Source organism: Bradyrhizobium elkanii WSM2783, from assembly GCF_000472865.1.
Classification (GTDB): Bacteria; Pseudomonadota; Alphaproteobacteria; order Rhizobiales; family Xanthobacteraceae; genus Bradyrhizobium; species Bradyrhizobium elkanii_A.
Map to the genome: position 1 here is coordinate 56,957 of NZ_AXAP01000036.1, position 19,436 is coordinate 76,392.

General features: G+C 63.0%; 19 protein-coding genes. 15 read left to right on the forward strand and 4 right to left on the reverse strand.

Annotated features, from left to right (window positions below):
• Nucleotides 1–67 precede the first annotated feature (67 nt).
• Nucleotides 68–871, forward strand: a complete 804-nt coding sequence (locus YY7_RS0127565; protein WP_245287441.1) for a DUF427 domain-containing protein — start codon at nt 68–70, stop codon at nt 869–871.
• A 34-nt stretch (nt 872–905) separates the two neighbouring features.
• Nucleotides 906–2,666 (forward strand): MOSC and FAD-binding oxidoreductase domain-containing protein, encoded by a 1,761-nt coding sequence (locus YY7_RS0127570; protein ID WP_028166026.1) that lies wholly within the window; start codon nt 906–908, stop codon nt 2,664–2,666.
• On the opposite strand, the gene YY7_RS53080 is transcribed toward YY7_RS0127570, so the two are convergent.
• Together YY7_RS53080 and YY7_RS0127580 are read right to left on the reverse strand one after the other, a co-directional pair.
• Nucleotides 2,631–3,266 (reverse strand): TMEM175 family protein, encoded by a 636-nt coding sequence (locus tag YY7_RS53080; RefSeq protein ID WP_063623405.1) that lies wholly within the window; start codon nt 3,264–3,266, stop codon nt 2,631–2,633. The two genes, YY7_RS0127570 and YY7_RS53080, sit on opposite strands and share 36 nt — an antisense overlap.
• A 122-nt stretch (nt 3,267–3,388) precedes the next feature.
• Nucleotides 3,389–4,279, reverse strand: a complete 891-nt coding sequence (locus YY7_RS0127580; protein ID WP_028166027.1) for an SDR family oxidoreductase — start codon at nt 4,277–4,279, stop codon at nt 3,389–3,391.
• Nucleotides 4,280–4,370: 91 nt separating this feature from the next.
• Here YY7_RS0127580 and YY7_RS0127585 point away from each other — a divergent pair, with 91 nt between their 5' ends.
• Nucleotides 4,371–5,195: a helix-turn-helix transcriptional regulator gene (locus tag YY7_RS0127585; protein ID WP_035691062.1), complete on the forward strand. Its 825-nt coding sequence runs from the start codon at nt 4,371–4,373 to the stop codon at nt 5,193–5,195.
• Between the two features lie 179 nt (nt 5,196–5,374).
• Here the strand turns inward: YY7_RS0127585 and YY7_RS0127590 are convergent, their stop codons facing one another.
• Complete coding sequence (locus YY7_RS0127590) at nt 5,375–5,977, reverse strand: hypothetical protein (RefSeq protein WP_028166029.1); 603 nt, start codon at nt 5,975–5,977, stop codon at nt 5,375–5,377.
• Between the two features lie 335 nt (nt 5,978–6,312).
• Between YY7_RS0127590 and YY7_RS0127595 the strand changes: the two genes are divergently transcribed.
• The 7 genes from YY7_RS0127595 to YY7_RS0127625 all read left to right on the forward strand — a co-directional run bounded on the left by YY7_RS0127595 (nt 6,313) and on the right by YY7_RS0127625 (nt 12,829).
• Nucleotides 6,313–7,068 carry an ABC transporter ATP-binding protein gene (locus YY7_RS0127595; RefSeq protein ID WP_028166030.1) on the forward strand — a complete coding sequence of 252 codons (756 nt, stop codon included), beginning with the start codon at nt 6,313–6,315 and terminating at the stop codon, nt 7,066–7,068.
• Nucleotides 7,061–7,807: an ABC transporter ATP-binding protein gene (locus YY7_RS0127600; protein ID WP_028166031.1), complete on the forward strand. Its 747-nt coding sequence runs from the start codon at nt 7,061–7,063 to the stop codon at nt 7,805–7,807. Before YY7_RS0127595 ends, YY7_RS0127600 begins: the two co-directional genes overlap by 8 nt.
• A 39-nt stretch (nt 7,808–7,846) precedes the next feature.
• Nucleotides 7,847–9,067 carry an ABC transporter substrate-binding protein gene (locus YY7_RS0127605; protein WP_028166032.1) on the forward strand — a complete coding sequence of 407 codons (1,221 nt, stop codon included), beginning with the start codon at nt 7,847–7,849 and terminating at the stop codon, nt 9,065–9,067.
• Nucleotides 9,068–9,135: 68 nt separating this feature from the next.
• Nucleotides 9,136–9,999 (forward strand): branched-chain amino acid ABC transporter permease, encoded by an 864-nt coding sequence (locus tag YY7_RS0127610; RefSeq protein WP_028166033.1) that lies wholly within the window; start codon nt 9,136–9,138, stop codon nt 9,997–9,999.
• Nucleotide 10,000: 1 nt separating this feature from the next.
• Nucleotides 10,001–10,969, forward strand: a complete 969-nt coding sequence (locus tag YY7_RS0127615; protein ID WP_028166034.1) for a branched-chain amino acid ABC transporter permease — start codon at nt 10,001–10,003, stop codon at nt 10,967–10,969.
• 201 nt (nt 10,970–11,170) lie between these two features.
• Entirely contained in the window at nt 11,171–11,815 is a 645-nt protein-coding gene (locus YY7_RS0127620) for a DUF47 domain-containing protein (RefSeq protein ID WP_028166035.1), read from the forward strand.
• Between the two features lie 9 nt (nt 11,816–11,824).
• Nucleotides 11,825–12,829 carry an inorganic phosphate transporter gene (locus tag YY7_RS0127625; RefSeq protein ID WP_028166036.1) on the forward strand — a complete coding sequence of 335 codons (1,005 nt, stop codon included), beginning with the start codon at nt 11,825–11,827 and terminating at the stop codon, nt 12,827–12,829.
• Here the strand turns inward: YY7_RS0127625 and sugE are convergent, their stop codons facing one another.
• Nucleotides 12,830–13,144, reverse strand: a complete 315-nt coding sequence (gene sugE, locus YY7_RS0127630) for a quaternary ammonium compound efflux SMR transporter SugE (protein WP_028166037.1) — start codon at nt 13,142–13,144, stop codon at nt 12,830–12,832.
• 156 nt (nt 13,145–13,300) lie between these two features.
• On the opposite strand from sugE, the gene YY7_RS0127635 reads away from it, so the two are divergent.
• From YY7_RS0127635 to YY7_RS0127655, 5 genes are all read left to right on the forward strand, one after another.
• On the forward strand, nt 13,301–14,920 hold the full coding sequence (locus YY7_RS0127635; protein WP_028166038.1) for a peptide chain release factor 3: 1,620 nt from the start codon (nt 13,301–13,303) through the stop codon (nt 14,918–14,920).
• A 275-nt stretch (nt 14,921–15,195) separates the two neighbouring features.
• A complete protein-coding gene (locus YY7_RS0127640) occupies nt 15,196–15,804 on the forward strand; it encodes a hypothetical protein (RefSeq protein WP_028166039.1) in 609 nt (202 codons plus the stop codon).
• Nucleotides 15,805–16,010: 206 nt separating this feature from the next.
• A complete protein-coding gene (locus YY7_RS0127645; RefSeq protein ID WP_028166040.1) occupies nt 16,011–16,595 on the forward strand; it encodes an NnrU family protein in 585 nt (194 codons plus the stop codon).
• Between the two features lie 2 nt (nt 16,596–16,597).
• Nucleotides 16,598–17,419, forward strand: a complete 822-nt coding sequence (gene panB, locus YY7_RS0127650) for a 3-methyl-2-oxobutanoate hydroxymethyltransferase (protein WP_028166041.1) — start codon at nt 16,598–16,600, stop codon at nt 17,417–17,419.
• 221 nt (nt 17,420–17,640) lie between these two features.
• The gene (locus YY7_RS0127655) at nt 17,641–19,233 is read left to right on the forward strand and encodes a class I adenylate-forming enzyme family protein (protein ID WP_028166042.1); all 1,593 of its coding nucleotides are present in this window, start codon (nt 17,641–17,643) and stop codon (nt 19,231–19,233) included.
• Nucleotides 19,234–19,436 lie beyond the last annotated feature (203 nt).

Below are 19,436 nucleotides of genomic sequence, written 5' to 3' on the forward strand. Positions count from 1 at the left end.
TGGCCGGTTCCTCGTGCCCGAACCGCTGCCGAAGCGATTGTTATACGTAGAGCGTTTGCGCCGGCGCATGCGCGTGCGCTTCGGGGAAATCTGGATCGCTGACAGCGAGCATGTCCTCTTGCTCTTCGAACCGGGCCGCTATCCGGTCGCCTACTTCCCGGAGAGCGATGTTTCGCCACACGTCCTGGAGCGCACCGAGCATACCACGGAGCATCCCGATCTCGGGCCCACGTCCTGGTACAGCGTCCGGGCGGACGAACAACACATCGCGCCGCGAGGAGCGTGGCAGCACACCGGTCTGCCCGCCCACGCGAGCGAACTGCAGGCGCGCGTCGCATTCGCCTGGCGGGCCATGGATGCATTCTACGAAGAAGACGAAAGAATCCTCGGCCATGCCGCTGACCCCTACCACCGTATCGACATTCGCCAGGCCTCGCGTAACCTCGTGGTCCGCCATGGTGAACGGATCATCGCCGACACCAAGCGGCCGCTGGTCCTCTACGAGTCCGGCTTCGCGCCGCGCTGGTACGTTCCACGCGCTGATATCGATGAGGCCGCTCTCGCTCCGGTGAAACTCCAGACCTTCTGCCCGTACAAAGGACTGTGCAGCTACTACAGCATCGGTGACGCACGCCAGGCGGCCTGGTTCTATCCTGATGCCTATCCCGAGGTGCGCCGCATCTCCAACCTGGTGTCGTTCGAACCTGATCTCGTCACGGTCCTTCTCGATGGCACCCAGCTCCATCTTGAGCCGGGTCAGACGGTGGTCCCGCATGGCCCCGATCGCAACCTCGACCTCGCCGAGGTGGTTCGCCCTGCAAATGGGCATCAGCGGTCACCCGATAGCGGCCCCGCGGCTGAGAGCGGCTAGGAAACTTCCGGTCCCCACAAAAGCGGAGCAGGACATGGCGCGATTGCTATCGGTGAACGTCGGGCTTCCGCGCGATATCGCCTGGAAGGGGCGCACTGTACACACCGGGATCTGGAAAAATCCGGTGCGCGGCCGCTGTCGGGCAGGCCGGTTGAATCTGGACGGAGACGGTCAAGGGGACCTGGCCGGCCACGGAGGTGAGCAGCGAGCCGTCTTCGTCTACCAGACCGAGTCGTATCGCCATTGGCAGGATCAACTGAACCGGACCGACTTCGTCCACGGACAGTTCGGCGAGAATTTCACGATCGACGGGTTGCCTGACGACGCCGTGTGCATCGGCGATCGCTATCAGATCGGCACTGCGCTGTTCGAGGTCACTCAGCCTCGCGTGACCTGTTATCGCGTGGGCATTCGGATGAACGAGCCACGGATGCCGGCGTTGCTGACATCCAGCGGACGGCCGGGGTTCTACTTCCGCGTCCTAAGGGAAGGGGAGGTGGGCGCCGGCGACGAAATCGTGAAGGTGGGCGAGGCGAACGAGCGAATGACCGTCGCCGAGATCAATGCGCTGCTCTATTCGCCCGATCACGCGCGTGACCGATTGGAGCGCGCCTTGCGCATCGAGGCGCTTTCGCCTGGATGGCGATCGTCGTTTGAGGCATTGCTGCAGAACCAAACGACTGCTGCGGGGAGCGGAAACGCGGGGCTCGCGCCGGCAGCAGCTTTGCATCCGGTTGCACCAGGATTTCGGCCACTCGCCGTGGCGGCGATCGACCAGGAGTCCGCGGACGTCCTCTCGCTGTCGATGCAGGATCCGGATGGTCAGCCGCTGCAACCGGCCTTGCCAGGTCAGTACCTCGTCTTACGTCTCCGACCGACCGACGGCCCGCCACTCTTTCGCAGCTACTCCCTCTCGGGTCCTCTCTCGACGGAGCGCTATCGGATCAGCGTAAAGATCGAGCCAAATGGGGTGGCCGGAACCTACCTGCGGAAGCATCTCCAGGTGGGCGATGTTCTCGACGTCAGCTCGCCGCGTGGAAGCTTCATTCTGCAGTCCGGGGAGCGGCCCGTGGTGTTGCTCAGCGCGGGAATCGGAGCGACGCCTGTTCTGGCGATGCTGCACGCGCTGGCGGAGGCCCGCTCGACACGGCAAGTCGTGTGGCTGCACGCGGCTCGCGACCGACAGCATCATCCATTTGCCGCCGAAGTCCGCCGCCTCATGCTCGGGCTCACCCGCGGCCGCAGCTATGTCTGCTACAGCAGACCGGGCTCGGGCGATAAGATCGGCGAGGACTTCGACGCGACCGGTCATCTGTCGCAATCGGTCTTTGACGAGGTCGGCGTTCCGCGAGAGGCGGATGTCTACCTCTGCGGCCCGACCCGCTTCATGGCGGACATGAAAACCGCGCTCGCGTCGTTTGGCGTGCCGCCGGAGCGCCTTCACGTCGAAATTTTCAATGGCAGCGAGTCGATGACTCCCGGCATCGTCGGCGCACCGATGCGTGCACCTCATCCACCGGAGGACGACGCCAACACCGGTCCGCTGGTATCGTTCGCGCGAAGCGGCGTTGCCGCACACTGGAAAGCGTCGGCGTATCAGAGCATCTTGGAGCTGGCCGAGGCGTGCAACGTGCCGGTTCGTTGGTCGTGCCGGACCGGTGTTTGTCATAACTGTGAAAGCGGCCTGGTTTCAGGCGCGGTCGCCTATGGACCGGAACCGCTCGATAAGCCTGCTGACGGCAACGTTCTGGTTTGCTGCTCACGACCGATCGGCGATGTCGTTGTCGATTTGTGAGTCCGCGGTTCCATCGCGCTGCTGCTGAGCCCAAGGCGGTTCTGGACTGAGATAACCGATGAGGCAGCAGATGCAGAGTCCAAGGCCGACGAGCGGATATCTCAACGCCACAACGGTCGCCACACCGAAGAGGCACAATGTCGCCAGCGACCGCACGAGCATGATCCTGCGTACCTTTGGCGGGATCTTCCCGTCGGGCGTTCGATCGATCAGCTCCCAGATCAGCGCGATATAGGTCGCGTTCACCACGAAGAACACGGCCGCGTAGAAGGCCACCGGCTGCGGCGCGAGTTTGCTCACTGCCATCCAGGCAGTGGAGAGGGGAAGCAGCGACATCGAAAACAGGTGCGCGAAATTGAACCACAATAGGCTCGGCGTGGCCTCATCGGCGTAGCGCATCAGGTAGTGGTGATTGGCCCAGACAATGGCGATGAAGAGGTAACTGACGGCATAGCTTAGCCACGTCGGCCAGAGAGCCAGCAACGCCTCGAAAGTGGGCCGCTCCGGCGGTCTCAATTCCAAGACCAGCACTGTGATGAGCACGGCGAACACGCCGTCCGAGAACGTGCTCAGTCGCTCCGGTGTCGCTCTACGCAGCACGCTCGCGCCCTCCGATCTCGCGAAGGGGGCGAGGTTTGCAGAGCGAAGTATTTGCGTCAATCGGCCGGCGGACGCTAGGGCGCTGGTATTCGAGCTTGTGTTCGAAAAACCTCTCGGATCGCTCAAACCTTGAAGTAACCCGGCTGGCCGATGTCGGCGATCAAGTTAGCCCCCGTGGGCGTCCAGCCCAACCGCTGCTGCGTCAACGCGCTGGAGGCCGGCATGTCCAAACCGGCGAACATTGCCAGTGGCCCGTAATAATCGGCCGCCTCTTCTTTCTTGATCGAAACAACCGGCACATTCAACGCGCGGCCGATCACTTCGATGACTTGGCGCATGGGTACGCCTTCTTCGCCAACAGCGTGGTAAATTCCGTCTACCGCGCCCTTCTCCAGCGCAAGCCGGTATAAGCGGGCGACATCCTGCCTATGCGCCGCAGCCCAGCGTTCGGCGCCTTCGCCGACATAGGCGGCGGCGCCTTTTTGACGCGCGAGCTCGAGCAGATAAGTGATCAGCCCAGCTTTTCCGTCGGCGCCATGCACTTGCGGCAGGCGTATCGCCATCGCGCGCACGCCGCGCGACGCATAGGCCAAACCGGCCTGCTCGGACGCGCGCGGAACATGCGGGCTGGAATCGCGCCGCATATCTTCGGTGATCACCACACCTGGCGCGATGAGGCCCGTTCCCGAGGTCACGATGAAAGGCTTGTTCGTCCCTGCCAGTACGTCGCCCATTGCTTCGATGGCGGCCTTGTCGATTGCGCCATTCTCCGCGAATTTCGTGAAATCATGGATGAAGGCCAGATGGATCACGCCGTCCGAATCCCTTGCGCCGCGCTTCAGGCTTTCGTGGTCCTGCAGCGAGCCGCGATGAACTTCCGCGCCTAGTTTCTCGAGCGTCCCGACGTTCGCTTCGGAGCGCGCGAGGCCGACAACCTGGTGCCCGTTTGCGATGAGTTCTTTTGTAGTTTCGGTGCCGATAAATCCGGCGGCGCCGGTGACAAATACGCGCATGAGAGGCACTCCCTGTTCAGAATGCCGGGATATTGCTAAGCTGATCATTCGGGTAAAGTAGTGAGATTATACAGGTATAATCGCTAACAGGATGACAGACGCGAACTCGCTCGGGGCTTATCTCAAGGATCGTCGCGCTAAGCTCGATCCTACGGCATTCGGCTTTCCGCTAAAGCGGCGGCGAACGCCGGGACTTCGGCGCGAAGAAGTGGCGCAGCGGGCGAATGTGAGCGCCACATGGTACACTTGGCTGGAGCAGGGGCGCGGCGGCGCGCCTTCCGCTGATGTGCTGGATCGCATTGCTCGCGCCATGATGCTGACCGACGTCGAGCGCGAACATCTGTTTCTGCTCGGCCTGGGCCGGCCACCCGAAGTCCGCTATCATGCGCCCGAAGGTATCTCACCCCGTCTGCAACGCGTGCTCGACACGCTGGAATGCAGTCCCGCTTTCATTCGCACGGCGACATGGGATTTGATCGCGTGGAACAGGGCCGCCGCGACGGTCCTCACCGACTACAGCAAACTGCCGGATGGGCAGCGCAATGTCCTGCGCTTGATGTTCCGCGATAGCCGCGTGCGCGCAGCGCAGTCCAACTGGCAAAGTGTTGCGCGCTATGTTGTGGCGTCCTTCCGCGCGGATGTGGCGCGCGCCGGTGCCGCGCGCAATGTGCAATCGCTGATCGATGAACTCTCCGCGACAAGCCCCGAATTCGCGGCAATGTGGCGTGACAACGACGTGCAGGGGCATGGCGATGGCGTGAAAGTCCTGCATCATCCCATCGCCGGACCGCTCTCGATGGAGTTTTCTGCTTTCGCCGTCGATGGCCGGCCCGACCTCAATATGGTGATCTACAATCCTGCAACGCCCGCGGACGCTGACAAGATCCGCGCGCTTCTGAAGTCTCCGCCTCAGTAGGCGCGCCCCCGACGGACTCGATCTCAGCGGTAGCGAAAGCTGCGCGTTGGCTGGTTGAACAAGCGATTCGATAGGCGACGGTGTGACTTTCGTTTCGCGTCAAAGCGGCAAGGTTCAGAGCGAGCGAACGGTTTCCGGTTTGCGTCTCAAAGCAGACGCCGGCGTTTATGCGTGCCGCCCTAATCGAATTCGAGCACGTCGGCGGCTGCGAGGCGGCCGGGGGTGCGGTGGAAGAGATCGCGATCGATGACCGCGCACAGCTTTGGCGCCGGCAGCTTGTCGCCGCCGCGCATCAGGTTCTTGATCTCGAAATGGCCGTCTTCGCAGATCGTCTTGAGCGAGGCGATGATGCGGCTGATCCGGCCGCCTTCCCCAAATGGCAGGAGCAGCCGCTCATAGGCGACCGGCCGTCCATAGATGTCGTCGACATGTGCGATCGTGTAGACCGGCAGGCCGCGGGCGATGCATTCGTGGTAGACTGGCATAATGATCGGTGCGAGGCGCGGGCCCAGATAGTCGTCGAGAGCGCGGCCCTTTCCGGTGTGCCCGTAGGCATGCGCCATCCGCGTGCCCTCGCTCTGGATCGTCAATCGCGGCGGCTGCGGTTCGGCTTCGACCGCGTAGTGGACGAGGTCGAGCCTCTCATCCTCTAATCGTTCCGGCTCATATTCATCGACGCGGGGCGTCGATTGGTCACGGGCATAAAGCCTGAGCCAGGTGTTCAGCAGATCGCGCTGCCGGATCGATTTAATGATCGATGAATTGGCGCTCTCGAATTCCAAGGTCGAAAATCCGTCCCAGGACCAGATGGCCGGAGCATCGGCTTGACCGGGAAATATTCTATGAAGGCTTGGCTGCGCACCAAAACACCGTTAATGGCGACTTTCCGAAGCGATAAATCGGGCGTGGCCGCAATTGGACTATTGGAGCAGGCGGAACCGGTACGGGTGCGTCCACAGTGCTCTGCTTTCCACCTTGCCTAACCCTTGTCGCATCGGCATATTCCGCCGCCGGAGGCGGCGGTCCGGGATGGTTTTCCGGGGTCGCGGAAAACCAACCGGATCAGGAAAAGATTGGCCGCGCTCACAATCGCAGCGAGGCCGACGGGGGAAATTGTTTGGCCGACGAGTTCATTCTCGAGACCCACGGATTGACCAAGGAATTCGCGGGTTTCTTTGCCGTACGCGACGTCGCGTTGAAAGTGCGTCGCGGCAGCATCCATGCGTTGATCGGGCCCAATGGGGCCGGCAAGACGACGTGCTTCAACCTCCTGACAAAATTCCTAAAGCCGTCTGCCGGCCGGATTGCATATAAGGGGCAGGACATCACCGCGATGCCACCGGCCGATGTCGCGCGTCTCGGATTGGTGCGCTCGTTTCAGATCTCGGCGGTTTTCCCGCATCTGACGGCGCTGGAGAATGTTCGCGTCGCTTTGCAGCGCCAACACGGCAATTCCTTCGATTTCTGGCGCTCGAAAAGCGTGCTCGACCGCTACAACGCCCGCGCGTTGGAGCTGCTCGACGATGTCGGCCTGAGCGAGTTCGCCAACATTCCCGCCGTCGAGATGCCCTATGGCCGCAAGCGCGCCCTAGAGATTGCAACGACGATCGCGCTCGACCCGGAGATGATGTTGCTGGACGAGCCGATGGCCGGCATGGGCCATGAGGACATCGACAAGATCGCCGCCTTGATCAAGCGCATCTCCGCGAAATACACCATCCTGATGGTCGAACATAACCTCTCGGTGGTGGCGAATCTTTCCGACATCATCACCGTGTTGACGCGAGGGCAGGTGCTCGCGGAGGGCCATTATGCCGACCTCTCCAAGGACGAGCGAGTGAAGGAAGCCTATCTGGGAGCCGGTCATGCCTGAGCTGAAAATGGCTGAAGCTCCGGCCGCAAAGCCTGCGGCCGCGCCGGTGTTGGCTGTGAAGGACCTCCAGGCCTGGTATGGCGAGTCCCACATCCTGCACGGCATCAATTTTCAAGTGAATGCCGGTGAGGTGGTCACGCTGCTCGGGCGCAACGGCGCCGGCAAGACCACCACGCTGAAGTCGGTGATGGGAATCATCGGCAAGCGCTCCGGTTCGATCCGCTTCGAGAATCAGGAGATCATCCGCGCGTCCTCCGACAGGATCGCGCGGATGGGCATCGCTTTCTGTCCGGAGGAGCGCGGCATTTTCTCGAGCCTGGACGTTCGCGAAAACCTGCTGCTGCCGCCGACCGTGCGCCCCGGGGGCCTGTCGCTCGACCAGATCTTCGATCTGTTTCCGAATTTGAAGGAGCGTCTCACCAGCCAGGGCACCAAGCTGTCCGGCGGCGAGCAGCAGATGCTCGCGATCGCGCGCATCCTGCGCACCGGCGCACGTTTCCTCATGCTGGACGAACCGACCGAGGGGCTCGCGCCGGTCATCATCCAGCAGATCGGCCACACTATTGCGCGGCTCAAATCGGAAGGCTTTACCATTCTGCTGGTCGAGCAGAATTTCCGTTTCGCATCGACGGTCGCTGACCGCTATTACATCGTCGAGCACGGCAAGGTGATCGACGGTTTTGCCAATTCGGAGCTCTCCGCCAACATGGACAAGCTCCACACTTATCTCGGCGTCTGAATTGCCGACCTCAAGAAAAGCAAGAAGGACCACAATCATATGAAGAACAGGATTTCGGCGCTGCTGCTTGGCACCGCCCTCGCGTTCGCTACGGCCGGCCTCGCGCTTGCGCAGGACAAGACCGTCAAGATCGGTGCGCTCTCCGACCAGTCCGGGCTTTATTCAGATCTCGGCGGACCCGGCTCGACGCTCGCGGCGCAGATGGCGGTTGAGGACTCCGGGCTTCTGGCCAAGGGCTGGAAGATCGACGTCATTTCCGGGGATCACCAGAACAAGCCCGACATCGGCTCCACCATTGCGCGGCAGTGGTTCGACGTCGACAAGGTCGACATCATCGTCGACGTGCCCAATTCCGGCGTGGCGCTTGCCGTCAACAACGTCGTCAAGGAGAAGAACGGCGTCTACATCAACTCCGGCGCGGCGACTTCGGACCTGACCAACGCGCAGTGCACGCCGAACACGGTGCATTGGACCTACGACACTTACATGCTGGCGCATTCCACCGGACAGGCGCTGGTGAAATCCGGCGGCGACACCTGGTTCTTCCTCACCGCCGACTACGCCTTCGGCGCCGCGCTGGAGCGCGACACGACCGCCGTCATCACCGCCAATGGCGGCAAGGTGCTCGGCAGCGTCAAGCATCCGCTCAACACCTCGGACTTCTCGTCCTTCCTGCTGCAGGCGCAATCGTCCAAGGCCAAGATCATCGGCCTTGCCAATGCGGGCGGCGACACCACCAACTCGATCAAGCAGGCGGCTGAGTTCGGCATCGTTTCGGGCGGCCAGAAGCTGGCGGCGCTGCTGTTGTTCCTCACCGACGTCAAGGCGCTCGGGCTCGATGTCGCGCAAGGCCTGAACTTCACCGAGACCTTCTATTGGGACATGAACGACCAGACCCGGACGTTCGCCAAGCGTTTCGGCGAGCGTTCGAAGAACCACGCCATGCCGTCCATGGTCCAGGCCGGCGTTTATGCGGGGCTGCGTCACTATTTCAAGGCGCTCGAAGCGCTTGGCGGCAATCCGCATGACGGCGTCAAGGTCGTGGAGAAGATGAAGTCGATCCCGACCGAGGACGATCTGTTTGGCAAGGGCGAAATCCAGCCGAACGGCCGCGCCATCCATCCGGCGTACCTGTTCGAGGTGAAGAAGCCTTCGGAATCCAAGGGGCCCTGGGATTTCTACAAGCTGGTCGCCACCGTTCCGGCCGACCAGGCGTTCACGCCGCTTTCCGAAAGCAAGTGCGCGCTGCTCAAGAAGTAACTATCATCGCCCGCCGGCGGTGAAGCCGGCGGGCTCCATTTGGGGGGAGGGGGGCGAAGGCCAACGCGATGCAGGCTCTCTACGCACAGCTACTTGTGGGACTGATCAACGGCTCGTTTTACGCGCTGCTCAGCCTGGGGCTTGCCGTGATCTTCGGCATGCTCAACATCATCAATTTCGCCCATGGCGCGCTCTACATGATGGGCGCCTTCTGCGCCTATTTCCTGCTCAACATCGCCGGCATCAACTATTGGTGGGCGCTGCTCATCGCGCCCATCGTGGTCGGCATCTTCGGCATGATCCTGGAGCGGACCATGCTGCAATGGCTCTCCGGGCTCGACCACGTCTATGGCCTGCTCTTGACCTTCGGCATCGCGCTGATCATCCAGGGCATCTTCCAGAACTATTTCGGCTCCTCCGGCCTGCCGTACCAGATTCCCGACGCGCTCCGAGGCGGCATCAATCTCGGCTTCATGTTCCTGCCGATCTATCGCGGCTGGGTGGTCGTTTTCTCGCTGGTGATATGCCTGGCCACCTGGTTCCTGATCGAGAAGACGCAGCTTGGCGCCTACTTGCGCGCTGCGACCGAAAATCCGACGCTGGTACGCGCCTTCGGCATCAACGTGCCGAGGATGATCACGCTCACCTACGGCCTCGGCGTCGGGCTTGCTGCGCTCGCGGGCGTGCTGTCGGCACCGATCAACCAGGTCCGGCCCCTGATGGGCGCCGACCTCATCATCGTCGTGTTCGCGGTGGTGGTGATCGGCGGCATGGGATCGATCATGGGATCGATCATCACCGGTTTTGCGCTCGGCGTGATCGAGGGACTGACCAAGTATTTCTACCCCGAGGCTTCCAACACCGTCGTGTTCGTTCTGATGGTGCTGGTCCTGCTTGTGAAGCCGACGGGACTGACTGGACGGGCGGCCTGATATGTCAGCACTTACCGACGATACCCTGCCGGTCACGCCGCGCGCGATGCGCGACGAGATGGTCGCCTTCGCCGTGATGGCGGTGCTGCTGGCCATCGTGCCGCTCACCGGCATCTATCCGTTCTTCGTGATGCAGGCGCTGTGCTTTGCGCTGCTCGCCTGCGCCTTCAACCTCTTGGTCGGCTATGGCGGCCTGCTGTCGTTCGGCCACGCGATGTTCCTGGGCACCGCCGGCTACGTCTCGGCGCATGCGCTGAAGGTGTGGGCGCTGCCGCCGGAGCTCGGCATCATCATCGGCACGGCCGCGGCCTGCGGGCTTGCCGTCATCACCGGCTACATCTCGATCCGCCGGCAGGGCATCTACTTCTCGATGATCACGCTGGCGCTGTCCCAGCTCCTCTACTTCATCTACCTGCAGGCGCCGTTCACCCATGGCGAAGACGGCATCCAGGGCATTCCGCAGGGCTTTCTGTTCGGCGTCTTCAACCTCGCCAAGCCGACGGTGCTTTATTACGTCGTGCTCGCCGGCTTCCTCGGCGGCTTCCTCCTGATCTACCGCACCATCAACTCGCCCTTCGGCGAGGTGCTGAAGTCGATCCGCGAGAACGAGCCGCGTGCGATCTCACTCGGCTACAAGACCGACCAGTACAAGCTGCTCGCCTTCATCCTGTCTGGCACGCTGGCGGGCTTTGCCGGCTCGCTCAAGGTGTTCGTGGCCCAGAACGCCTCGCTGACCGACGTGCATTGGTCGATGTCCGGCGAGATCGTGCTGATGACGCTGGTCGGCGGCCTCGGCACCATCTTTGGTCCCGTGGTCGGCGCCTTCATCATCATTGCCATGCAGCAATATCTGGCCGGTTACGGCCAGTGGGTGACCGTGATCCAGGGCGTCATCTTCGTCGCCTGCGTGCTGACCTTCCGCCGCGGCATCATCGGCGAGGTCGCGCGTTTGCTCAGGCGGTCGCTGTAGGACCATCGGCCGGCCCGCTCGATTGGAGCCCAACGCCATACCGTTGCGTTGGGCCGTCGGAAACACCGGGGCCACTACCTACAAAGCGGTGGATGACCCGGTTCCGTCGGCGGAGCGCTGGCCGTCCCTGCACAAAATGTTCTATGACAGTTTTGTGACAGGTATCCCGGAGCGTCCTCCGGAAGGATGGATTGTGAGCCTATGCTGCGCTGGTTTCGAAGCTTTTTGCCCAAGGAGGAGCGGTTTTTCGACCTGTTCGCCCGGCATGCCAAGACCGCGGTCCAGTGCGCGATGGCGCTGCAGGACATGCTGAAGGGTGGGGACGAGACGCCGGTCCACTGCCAGCGCGTCAACCAGTTCGAGAACGACGCCGACAACATCACCCGCGAGGTTCTGACTGCCGTCCGTCGCACCTTCATCACCCCGTTCGACCGCGGCGACATCAAGAACCTGATCACGGCCATGGACGATGCCGTCGACCAGATGCAGCAGACCGCCAAGGCGGTGGTGCTGTTTGAGGTGCGCGCGTTCGAGCCGCCGATGCGCGAAATGGGCACTCTGATCGTCGAATGCGCCGACCTGGTCGGGCGCGCGCTGCCGCTGTTGCAGTCGATCGGCAGCAACGTCGCGATGCTGACGCAGATCACCGAGGAACTGACCAAGCTCGAGGGCCGGGTCGACGATCTCCACGACATCGGGCTGAAGGAGCTCTATCTCAAGCACCGCGACGCCAACACGATGGATTTCATCGTCGGTGCCGAGATCTACGATCACCTCGAAAAAGTCGCCGACCGCTTCGACGACGTCGCCAACGAGATCAACTCGATCGTGATCGAACAGGTGTAAGGCAGAGCCGTGGACGCCACGCTTGGTCTTCCGATCCTGGTGATCCTGATCGCGGTCGCCCTGCTGTTCGATTTCCTGAACGGCCTGCACGATGCCGCGAATTCGATCGCGACCATCGTCTCGACGCGCGTGCTGCGGCCGCAGTACGCGGTGTTCTGGGCGGCGTTCTTCAACTTCGTCGCGTTCACCGTGTTCGGGCTGCATGTCGCCAACACCATCGGCACCGGGATCATCGAGCCCGAGGTCGTCGATGTGACCGTGATCTTCGCCGCGCTGGTCGGCGCCATCGTCTGGAACGTGATCACCTGGGCGCTCGGCATTCCCTCGTCGAGTTCGCATGCCCTGATCGGCGGCCTGATTGGTGGCGGCATGGCGAAGGCGGGGATCTCGGCGGCGGTGTGGAGCGGGCTCTCCAAGACGCTGCTCGCAATCGTGCTGTCGCCGCTGATCGGCTTCCTGCTGGCCTTGGTGCTGGTTGCGATCGTGTCCTGGCTCTCCGTGCGGTCGACGCCGTTCGCCGTCGACCGCGCCTTCCGCACCCTGCAATTCGTCTCCGCCTCGCTCTATTCGCTCGGCCACGGCGGCAACGACGCGCAGAAGACCATGGGCATCATCGGCGTGCTGCTGTATTCGCAGGGGCATCTCGGCGAGGAGTTTCACATTCCATTTTGGGTGGTGCTGGCCTGTCAGGCGGCGATGGCGATGGGCACCCTGATGGGCGGCTGGCGCATCGTCCGCACCATGGGCCTGCGCATCACGAAGCTGACGCCGATGCAGGGTTTCTGCGCGGAGACCGGCGGGGCGGCGACCCTGTTCATGGCGACCTTCCTCGGGGTTCCCGTTTCCACCACCCACACCATCACCGGCGCCATCGTCGGCGTCGGTGCGGCGCGCCGGATGTCGGCGGTGCGCTGGAATGTCGCAAGCTCGATCGTCTATGCCTGGGTCATCACCATCCCGGCCGCGGCGGCGGTTGCGGCGGTTACCTATTGGGTGGTGTTGGCGCTGCGCTGATCAGGTCACAAGCTTGAGGCCGACAATGCCGGCCACGATCAGCCCGATGCTCGACAGCCGAAGCGCGGTGGCCGGTTCGCCGAATAGGACGATGCCGAGCATCGCCGTTCCGACCGCGCCGATGCCGGTCCACACCGCATAGGCGGTTCCGATCGGCAGCGTCTTCAGCGCGAGCCCGAGCAGGACGATGCTGCCGACCATGCTCAGAAGCGTCAGCGCCGATGGAACGAGCCTTGTGAAACCTTCGGTATATTTGAGCCCGATCGCCCAACCGATCTCCATCAGACCGGCGATGAGCAAGATAGTCCAGGCCATGACGACCCTCCTTGATAAGGCAGGGTCGTCCCCGCGGCTATTATCGCGAACAGGAAGGTCGTCCTTCCTGTGCGCGAATATGGGGCTGGCTTTGGCGCTCCGCAATCACCATATAGGCTTGATTGACACTGGTTTCCCTGCCAAACGCTCACCGCCATGTCCGACCTTGCCCTGACAGCCGAATCGCCGTCTCGTTCCCCGCTTGCCGATGAAGTGGCGCGGCGGCGCACGTTTGCGATCATCTCGCATCCGGACGCCGGCAAGACCACGCTGACCGAAAAGCTCCTCTTGTTCGGTGGCGCCATCAATCTCGCGGGCCAGGTCAAGGCCAAGGGCGAACGGCGGAACACGCGTTCCGACTGGATGAAGATCGAGCGCGAGCGCGGCATCTCGGTGGTCACCTCGGTGATGACCTTCGAGTTCCAGGACCACGTGTTCAACCTCCTGGACACGCCGGGCCATGAGGACTTTTCGGAAGACACCTATCGGACGCTGACCGCAGTCGACTCCGCGGTGATGGTGATCGACGCCGCCAAGGGTATCGAAGCCCGCACGCGAAAACTGTTCGAAGTGTGCCGTCTGCGCGACATCCCGATCATCACCTTCATCAACAAGATGGACCGCGAGAGCCGCGACACTTTCGACCTCCTGGACGAGATCGAAAAGACGCTGGCGCTTGACACCACGCCGATGACCTGGCCGGTCGGCCGCGGCCGCGATTTCATGGGCACCTATGACGTCAGGAACGGCGGCGTGCGCCTGCTCGAGGGCGGCGGCGCCAAGACCGGGCAGGCCGAGCAGATCGACATCGCCGATCTCGCCAGCCGCAATCCCAACCTCGACGTCGCCGAGATCAAGGACGAGCTCGCGCTGGTGTCGGAAGCCTGCAAGCCGTTCGAGCTCGACGCGTTCCGCGAGGGCCATCTGACGCCGGTCTATTTCGGCAGCGCGCTACGCAATTTCGGCGTCGGCGACCTCCTGGAAGGTCTCGGTCAGTTCGCGCCGGCGCCTCGCGCGCAGGATTCCGACCTGCGCAAGGTCGAGGCATCGGAGCCGCGCATGAGCGCCTTCGTGTTCAAGATCCAGGCCAACATGGATCCGAACCACCGCGACCGCATCGCGTTCGCGCGGCTCTGTTCGGGCAAGCTCAGCCGCGGCATGAAAGCCAAGCTGGTGCGCACCGGCAAGAACATGAGCCTGTCGAGCCCGCAATTCTTCTTCGCCCAGGATCGTTCGGTGGCGGACGAAGCTTTCGCCGGCGACGTCGTCGGCATTCCCAATCACGGCACGCTGCGGATCGGCGATACGCTCACCGAAGGCGAGGAATTGACCTTCGTCGGCGTGCCGAGCTTCGCGCCGGAAATCGTCCGCCGCGTGCGGCTGACGGACGCGATGAAGGCGAAGAAATTGAAGGAAGCCTTGCAGCAGATGTCGGAGGAGGGCGTCGTGCAGGTGTTCCGCCCGCGCGACGGCGCTCCGGCCCTGGTCGGCGTGGTCGGTCCGCTGCAGCTCGACGTGCTGAAGGCACGGCTGGATGCCGAATACTCGCTGCCCGTGGAATTTGAAGTGTCCGAATTCCAGCTCGCGCGCTGGATCTCCTCCGACGACCGCAAGAAGCTGGACACCTTCGTCGCCGCCAACAATTCCGCCATCGCCGACGATGTCGACGGCGATCCCGTGTTTATGGCCAGGAACGAATTCTATCTCGGCTACACCCAGGAGCGTGCCGAGGGTATCACCTTCTCCAACGTCAAGGACGTCAAGCGGAAGGGGTAGGGGCGCCGTCGCACCCTTCATCCGCAACAACGCATACCGGCGTCGTTCCCGCGAACGCGGGGACCCTTAACCACAGGGCGCAGTTGTTGAGATGAAGCTAGCACCCTTCACGCCACACAACTATGGCCTGTGGTTATGGGTCCCGGCTCAAGGCCGGGACGACGGCGGTATGTGTGGAACCAGGCCGCGCACGCAAGGAAGTGAACGCCTGCCTGCTTGATGACATCCCTTGCGGCCTTCACTTTCATATGGGCGGCATCCAAAGGGCTTCTCTCATGCTGCGACGCGTCGTGATCTGCATCGCCCTCGTCGTCTTCGGAATTTCCGCGGGCCATGCCGCCGAGCGGCTTCGGCACCAGATCAACCCCGTGCCGTTCGCGCATACGCCCTGCAGCGTGTTGGAGGAAGGACCCTGCACGCCGTCCTATTGCGGCGTGTTTAGCACTTGGCCGTGCATCCCCGAGATGAACTACCCCTATGGCGAGAACCTGCAGCTCACGATCATGACGGTGCCGCCGCAGGATCAGGCGGCCAAATACAAGAAGCCTGATCACGATCTCGATACCATCGGCGATCTCTTCCAGGCGCTGCGCTCCTGTTGGACGCCGCCGCCGGCCGACGACGGGCGTGAGGGCATGCAGATGTCGGTCCGTTTCAGCTTCAAGCGATCCGGCGAGATGATCGGAGCGCCGCGCATGACGTTCGCCACCTCAGGCGTTCCCGCGGATACCCGCACCACCTACCTGAACGCGATCGACGCCTCGCTGAAAGGCTGCCTGCCGCTCAAATTCAGTAGCGGCCTCGGCGGCGCGCTCGCCGGCCGCCCGATCGCGATCCGCTATGTCGACAACCGCGAATTGGGCAAGCAGGCGGAGAAGCCGTAGCTCCGTCGCGTGTCATTCCGGGGCGCGGACAAAGTCCGCGAACCCGGAATCCAGAGGTTAGCTTGCGTGCATATCAACTCCAGATTCCGGGTCTGGCCCTTCGGGCCATCCCGGAATGACGGTGGCGCCGCCTGACGCATTGCACAACCTGCCCCCAAAATGATACGCGAGGCTCAATAACCGTACCACGCCGAGGGAGGGACATCGTGGGACTGCTGGTGATGATCCTGGGACTGATCCTGTTCTTCGCCGTCCACGCGCTCACGACCCAGCGCGGCTTGCGCGCGCGCTGCATCGATGCGATGGGCGAGGGGGGCTACAAGATCGCCTATTCGGTGGTCTCCGCGGTCGGGCTCGCGCTGATCATCTGGGGATTTGCCCGTTACCGCGCGACGGGTTGGATTGACGTCTGGCATCCGCCGACATTCCTGAAGCACATCACGATCGCGCTGATGCTGCCCGCCGTGATCCTGGTGGTGGCCTCCTACATCCGCGGCCGCATCTATACGACGCTGAAACATCCGATGCTCACCGGCATCAAATTATGGGCGGCGGCGCATCTGCTCGCCAATGGCGATCTCGGCTCGATCATCCTGTTCGGCTCGTTCCTGGCCTGGGCAGTATTTGACCGCATCTCGCTGAAACATCGCACTGACGCCGGCGGCCCGCCGATTCCGGTCGGCGGTGCCGGCAATGATGCGATCGCGGTCGCAGTCGGCGTCATTGCCTATGTCGCACTGGCCTTCGCGTTCCATCCGGTCGTGATTGGCGTTCCCGTCGTTGGAGCTTAACAATGTCCGTACAATCAGCCATCAAGCGCAAGACCGCACCCGATATCCGTGCCCGCAAGAACGGCGAGCCGATCGTGATGCTGACGTCGTATCACGCGCATACCGCGGCGCTGGTCGACCGCTACTGCGACGTCATCCTGGTCGGGGATTCTCTCGGCAACGTCATGCATGGGCTCGAGACTACTGTGCCCGTCACGCTGGAGATGATGATCCTGCAGGGGCGCGCTGTGATGCGCGGCTCCGAGCGCGCGCTTGTCGTAGTGGACATGCCGTTCGGCTCCTATGAGGCGTCAAAGGAGCAGGCGTTTCATTCCGCGGTGCGGATCTTGAAAGAGACCGAGTGCGGCGCGGTGAAACTCGAGGGCGGCGCCCGCATGGCCGAGACCGTGGCATTCCTGACCGAGCGCGGCATTCCCGTGATGGGCCATATCGGGCTGACGCCGCAATCGATCAACACGCTCGGCTCGTTTCGCGCGCAGGGGCGTGACGAGAAAGGCTGGGCGCCGATCGAGAACGACGCCAAGGCGATCGCGGAAGCCGGAGCCTTCTCGGTCGTGATCGAGGCCGTGGCCGAGCCGCTCGCGCGCAAGATCACGCAAGAGATCGCCATTCCCACCATCGGCATCGGCGCAAGCGCCGCCTGCGACGGCCAGGTGCTGGTGCTGGAGGACATGCTCGGACTGTCGCCGCGCACCCCGAAGTTCGTCCGCCGCTACGGCAATCTCGGACCCTCGATCGAAGCGGCCATCGAAGGCTATGCCGCCGACGTCCGCACGCGTAAATTCCCCGGGCCCGAGCATGTCTACGATATGAAGAAGAGTTAGAGTTGGCGAAGTCATACCTAGTTGCTCGGCGATGGACGTTGCGTTCCCTCCGCCGTCATTCCGGGGCGCGACGAAGTCGCGAGCCCGGAATCCATCGGGCGGCAAACTTTGCGGTAAAATGGATTCCGGGCTCACGCTTACGCGTGCCCCGGAATGACAGCGCGTGAGGAAGCACCTCCCGCCATTCCGGGAGACGTGAAACAAACCTGTAGGACACGCCGATGGACTGGTCAGGCCATTCGATTCCGGACATGCGGCTTGAGGCGCGCTTCGGCGACCGCGTCGTGCCGGTGTTTTGCGAGCGCCCGAAGAGCATCTGGTCGATGATATCGGACGCCGCCGCGGGGAATCCTGACGGCGAGGCGCTGATCTGCGGCGACAGGCGGATGAGCTGGCGCGAGGTCGTGCAGCAATCCGCGCAAGTTGCCGCCGGACTTCAGAAGCTCGGCTTGCGTGCCGGCGATCGTGTCGCGGTGCTGCTCGGCAATCGCATCGAATTCGTGCTGACGATGTTCGCAGCCGCGCATGCGGGCCTTGTGACCGTGCTGCTCTCGACGCGGCAGCAGAAGCCCGAGATCGCCTATGTCTTGAGTGACTGCGGCGCCAGGCTCCTGATCCACGAGGCGACGCTTGCCGCGCGGGTGCCGGACGCGGCCGATGTCCCCGCGCTGGGGCATCGGATTTCGGTCAGCGATGACAGCACCTCGCAATTCGCGGCACTGCTGGACAATGCGCCATCGGAGGCGCCCGCCATGGTCGGCGAAGAGGATACCGCGATGATCCTCTACACATCAGGCACCACGGGACGGCCGAAAGGCGCGATGCTCGCGCATTGCAACGTCATCCATTCCTCGATGGTGTTTGTGGCCACCCTGAAACTCACAGCAGTGGATCGCTCGATTGCGGCCGTGCCGCTGGCGCATGTCACCGGGGCAGTGGCCAATATCACCACCATGGCTTGCTGCGGCGGCGCGCTGATCATCATGCCTGAGTTCAAGGCAGCGGAATATCTGAAGGTCGCCTCCCGCGAGCGCGTCACCTACACCGTAATGGTGCCGGCGATGTACAATCTCTGCCTGCTGCAGCCGGATTTCGACAGTTACGATCTCTCGAGCTGGCGCATCGGCGGCTTCGGCGGCGCCCCGATGCCGGTCGCGACGATCGAGCGATTGGACGCGAAATTGCCCGGACTGAAGCTCGCGAACTGCTACGGCGCCACCGAGACCACATCGCCCTCGACCCTGATGCCGGGCGAATTGACGGCTGCGCCTATCGACAGCGTCGGCCTGCCGTGCCCCGGCGCCGAGATCATCGTGATGGACGGCAATCACCGCGAGCTGCCGCGCGGCGAGATCGGCGAGATCTGGATCCGCAGCGGCTCGGTCATCAAAGGCTACTGGAACAATCTGCAGGCGACCGCGGAGAGCTTCACCGCCGGCTTCTGGCACTCCGGCGATCTCGGCTCAATCGACGAGCGCGATTTTGTCCGCGTGCTCGATCGCGCCAAGGACATGATCAACCGCGGCGGCCTGAAGATCTATTCCGCCGAAGTCGAGTCGGTGCTGGCAGGCCATCCCGCAGTCGTGGAGAGCGCGATCATCGCCAAGCCCTGTCCGGTGCTGGGCGAGCGCGTCCATGCGGTGGTGGTGACCCGCGACAAGGTTGGCGCAGAAGTTTTGCGCGCCTGGTGCGCCGAGCGGTTGTCCGACTACAAGGTGCCGGAAACAATGGCGATCACGCGCGACCCGTTGCCGCGCAACGCCAACGGCAAGGTGATCAAGCGACAGTTACGCGAAATGCTGGCGGGGCTATAGGGTGGGCAAAGTCAACGGGTCGCGCGAACGCGCGCCCCATGACAGGCTCCGCGTGCCCACCTCTTCTTGCATCGCTCTTGATGGTGGGCACGCTGCGCTTTGCCCACCCTATGCGACTGTAACAACGCCCACCGGTGTCGTCCCCGCGAAGGCGGGGACCCATAACCACAGGGAGGTGTTGTGGCGCGAGCGAGCAGTTGCAG